At 31.1% G+C, this 3276-nt stretch carries 3 protein-coding genes; all 3 read left to right on the top strand.

Going from position 1 to position 3276, the window contains the following annotated elements; translation table 11 throughout:
* Nucleotides 1-210 (top strand): hypothetical protein (locus ACKI4K_RS08655; RefSeq protein ID WP_407424229.1); only part of this gene is annotated, 210 nt, incomplete at its 5' end.
* Nucleotides 211-241: 31 nt separating this feature from the next.
* Nucleotides 242-1462: an IS21 family transposase gene (gene istA / locus ACKI4K_RS08650; protein ID WP_407424227.1), complete on the top strand. Its 1221-nt coding sequence runs from the start codon at nucleotides 242-244 to the stop codon at nucleotides 1460-1462.
* Nucleotides 1407-2213 (top strand): IS21-like element helper ATPase IstB, encoded by an 807-nt coding sequence (gene istB, locus ACKI4K_RS08645; RefSeq protein WP_407424225.1) that lies wholly within the window; start codon nucleotides 1407-1409, stop codon nucleotides 2211-2213. Before istA ends, istB begins: the two co-directional genes overlap by 56 nt.
* Nucleotides 2214-3276 lie beyond the last annotated feature (1063 nt).

Genomic DNA, 3276 nt, shown 5'->3' with positions numbered 1-3276 from the left:
AAAAATATTATGAAAAAATATATTACTCAATCCGAATTATGTAAGAATAATTTTAAAAATTGTAAAATTAATGAAGCTCTGTTTAATGCTAAATGGGTTGAAATAATTACTAGAGCAGAAAAAATAAAAACATTAAAAGGTATAAATGTTAAAATGAAAATGTACAAAAAAGCCAACTCAAAATGTACAATTCTGGCAAAGCACTTCTGAATAGAGTATAATCTATTTGGGAGTGATGAAAATGAATTACAGAAAAGACATTTATGAGAAGGTGAAATTTATGCTTAAAGATAATTCGGAAGTAAATATCAATTGTTCAAAGATAGCTCGGCAATATGGCTGCGATCGCAGAACGGTCTCTAATGCTGTTAATGCCGTAAAAAACAATTTATCCCCACCAAAAGTAAACAGACCAAGAAAAACAGATGGCTTCGAATTGATTATTGAAGAAAAAGTAAAAACAGGAGCTCCTGCTATTGCTATTTACAATTATCTCAAAAACCATCACAGATATACAGGTTCATATACCACAATTAAAGACTATATTCATAATCTTAATCTTGAAAAACAAAAACAAGCTGTTATTCGTTTTGAAACAAATCCGGGGATTCAGGCTCAGGTAGATTGGAAAGAATCATTAAAATTTAAAACAAAAGATGGTGATATGATAAAATTTAATGTATTTTTGTTAATTCTCGGATTTTCAAGAACAAAGTTTCTTTGTGTAACTGAAACAAGAGATTTACAGACTGTGGAAGAATGTCTTGTTAAAGCCTTTAAATACATAGGTGGAGTACCTCATGAAATACTATTCGATAATATGCGTTCAATTATTGATAAAGCACGTACACAATACAATGATCCTGTATTTAATGATGCATTCAGTATGTTTTCCGCTGATTGTGGGTTTGTTCCGAAAGCTTGCGTAGCATACCGTCCCGAAACAAAAGGCAAAGTAGAAGTTACAGCGAAGCTTATGAACAGATTGAAAGTTTACAGCGGTGACATAATTGATTTTGATGATATTAAAAGAATTACCGCAGAACTAAATGAGCAAATCAATTCTGAAAAATGTCAGGCAACAGGCAAACCACCACTTGAATTACTTGATATTGAAAAACCTTATTTGATAAAAACAGACCTTGACATTCTTACAGGATATTTTAAAGAAACTGTTACAAGAAAAGTAAGTATAGAGTCATTGATAAGTTATGAAGGAAGAAAGTATTCAGTACCACCTAAATATATCGGCAAATATGTAGATATTGAAGATGAGGGTACAGGCTTTAATATTAGTTACAAGGGACATTTTATACGTCATTGGGATAAAACGTCAAAGATTACTAATTTTAATCGTCAAGACTATATGGAAATCGCTAAATGCAGTTCATTAAGAAGACTTTCAAATGATGAGATTGCAGCTATTGCAGAAAGGAATCTTGAGATATATGACAAACTTTAATGTATTAAGAAACAACATGGAAGAACTTTCACTTACAAAAATGCTTGAAATTATTCCGAATGTTATTGATAAATCAACAAAAAATCAAACAACTCTTTTAGATTCACTATTGGAACTTACGAATGCAGAAATTGAATTTCGTGCAGAAAGAGCAAAGAAGATTAATATTATTACATCACATTTCCCATATATTAAAACTTTTAAGGATTTTGATTTTTCGTACCAGCCATCAGTAAACAAAGACCAAATAGCAGATTTAACAAGCTTGCGTTTCATAGAAACGAAAACAAACATTATCTTTATTGGTTCAAGTGGAGTGGGTAAAACACATCTTGCCACAGCCATAGGAATTGAGGCAGCCAGTCAAAGAATATCAACGTATTTCATTAATTTTGCCCAGTTAATGGAGAAATTCAAACGTGCAGCAAAAGAAAACAGGGTAGAACAAGTGGTAAAGCACTATCTTAAATATACAGTTCTGATAATTGACGAAATCGGATATCTTCCGGTTGATAAAGCAGCTGCATACGGCTTTTTCCAATTGATAGCGGCAAGATATGAATTCAGACCTACAATACTTACCACAAATCAATCTTTCTCAAAATGGCCTGATGTTTTTGGAGATGCGGTAATAGCAAATGCAATTATTGATAGATTAGTACATCACTGTGAAATTATCAAAATCACAGGACATTCCTACAGAATCAAGAATCGAAATCTCTTTGATGAAGATTCAGAGATTAAGCAGTAGTTGTTAAGAGAGGTAAATCCTTTTACCTCGTAATTAAAAAAAACGCATATTCCGGGATATTTGTCAAGGGCAGATGTCTGCTTGTTTTACCCTTGACAAATATCACGGAATATGCTACTCGCCGAAATTGTACATTTTAACTTGGCGAAATTATACATTTTGACTTGACATTTACAGTATAAAAGATTAAAAAAATTTTTAACATAAAAACTCTTGATGCAACAATAGAAAAAAGCATTGTACTTCGTGCCACAAAAAACACAAAATACAATGCTTTTTGATTTATTAACTGTTATTCTAACATTTTTCGCCACATAAAGCAGAAAAACCGAATTTGTTAATTCAATTTTTTTGAAAAATCTATTAAAAAAACGAATAGTAAAAGATATTAAGCTGAATTTGTCAAAAAAAGCGAATTGACAAATTCGGCTTTTCTGCTTTATGTGGCGAAAAATGTTAGAATAACAGATAATAAATCAAAAAGCATTGTATTTTGTGTTTTTGTGACACGAAGTACAATGCTTTTTTCTGTTGTTGCATCAAGAGTTTTTATGTTTAAAAATTTTTTTGGTCTTTTATACAAATGATAAATTTGATTGTCAGAAAAATGTTGATGATTAAAATATATAATAAAATTTATATATTTTAATTTGTTAGGATGTTATTAACAGGAAATTTTAAATGCCACCTCATAAAAATCTTCAGATAGCAAGCTGAATCCTTGTTATTTGGTGTTTTCGGTGAGGTGGCATTTTCTGTAAAAACCTGTTTTATATTTTTTTACTGAACAATTATTCGACGGCTGTGACGCCGACTTTGACGGCGGAATGGATATAAATGTATTAAAATAGATATTACTGAATATAAAATAAAAATTTTATAAAAGAATAAAAAATACCGCAGATTTGCGGTATTTTACGTGGCAGGGGTACAAGGACTCGAACCTTGGGCACTCGGTTTTGGAGAAGAACAGACTCATGGAGAGTTTGTTTTTTCGGAGGAGGTGTGAATATGAGTAAGGAAGGTAATTTTCAGATATTTTGTATAGAACTGTACAAATCCA

The organism is Methanobrevibacter sp. (assembly GCF_045644645.1).
Taxonomy (GTDB): Archaea; Methanobacteriota; Methanobacteria; order Methanobacteriales; family Methanobacteriaceae; genus Methanocatella.
This window is presented reverse-complemented; position numbering and strand designations above follow the sequence as displayed.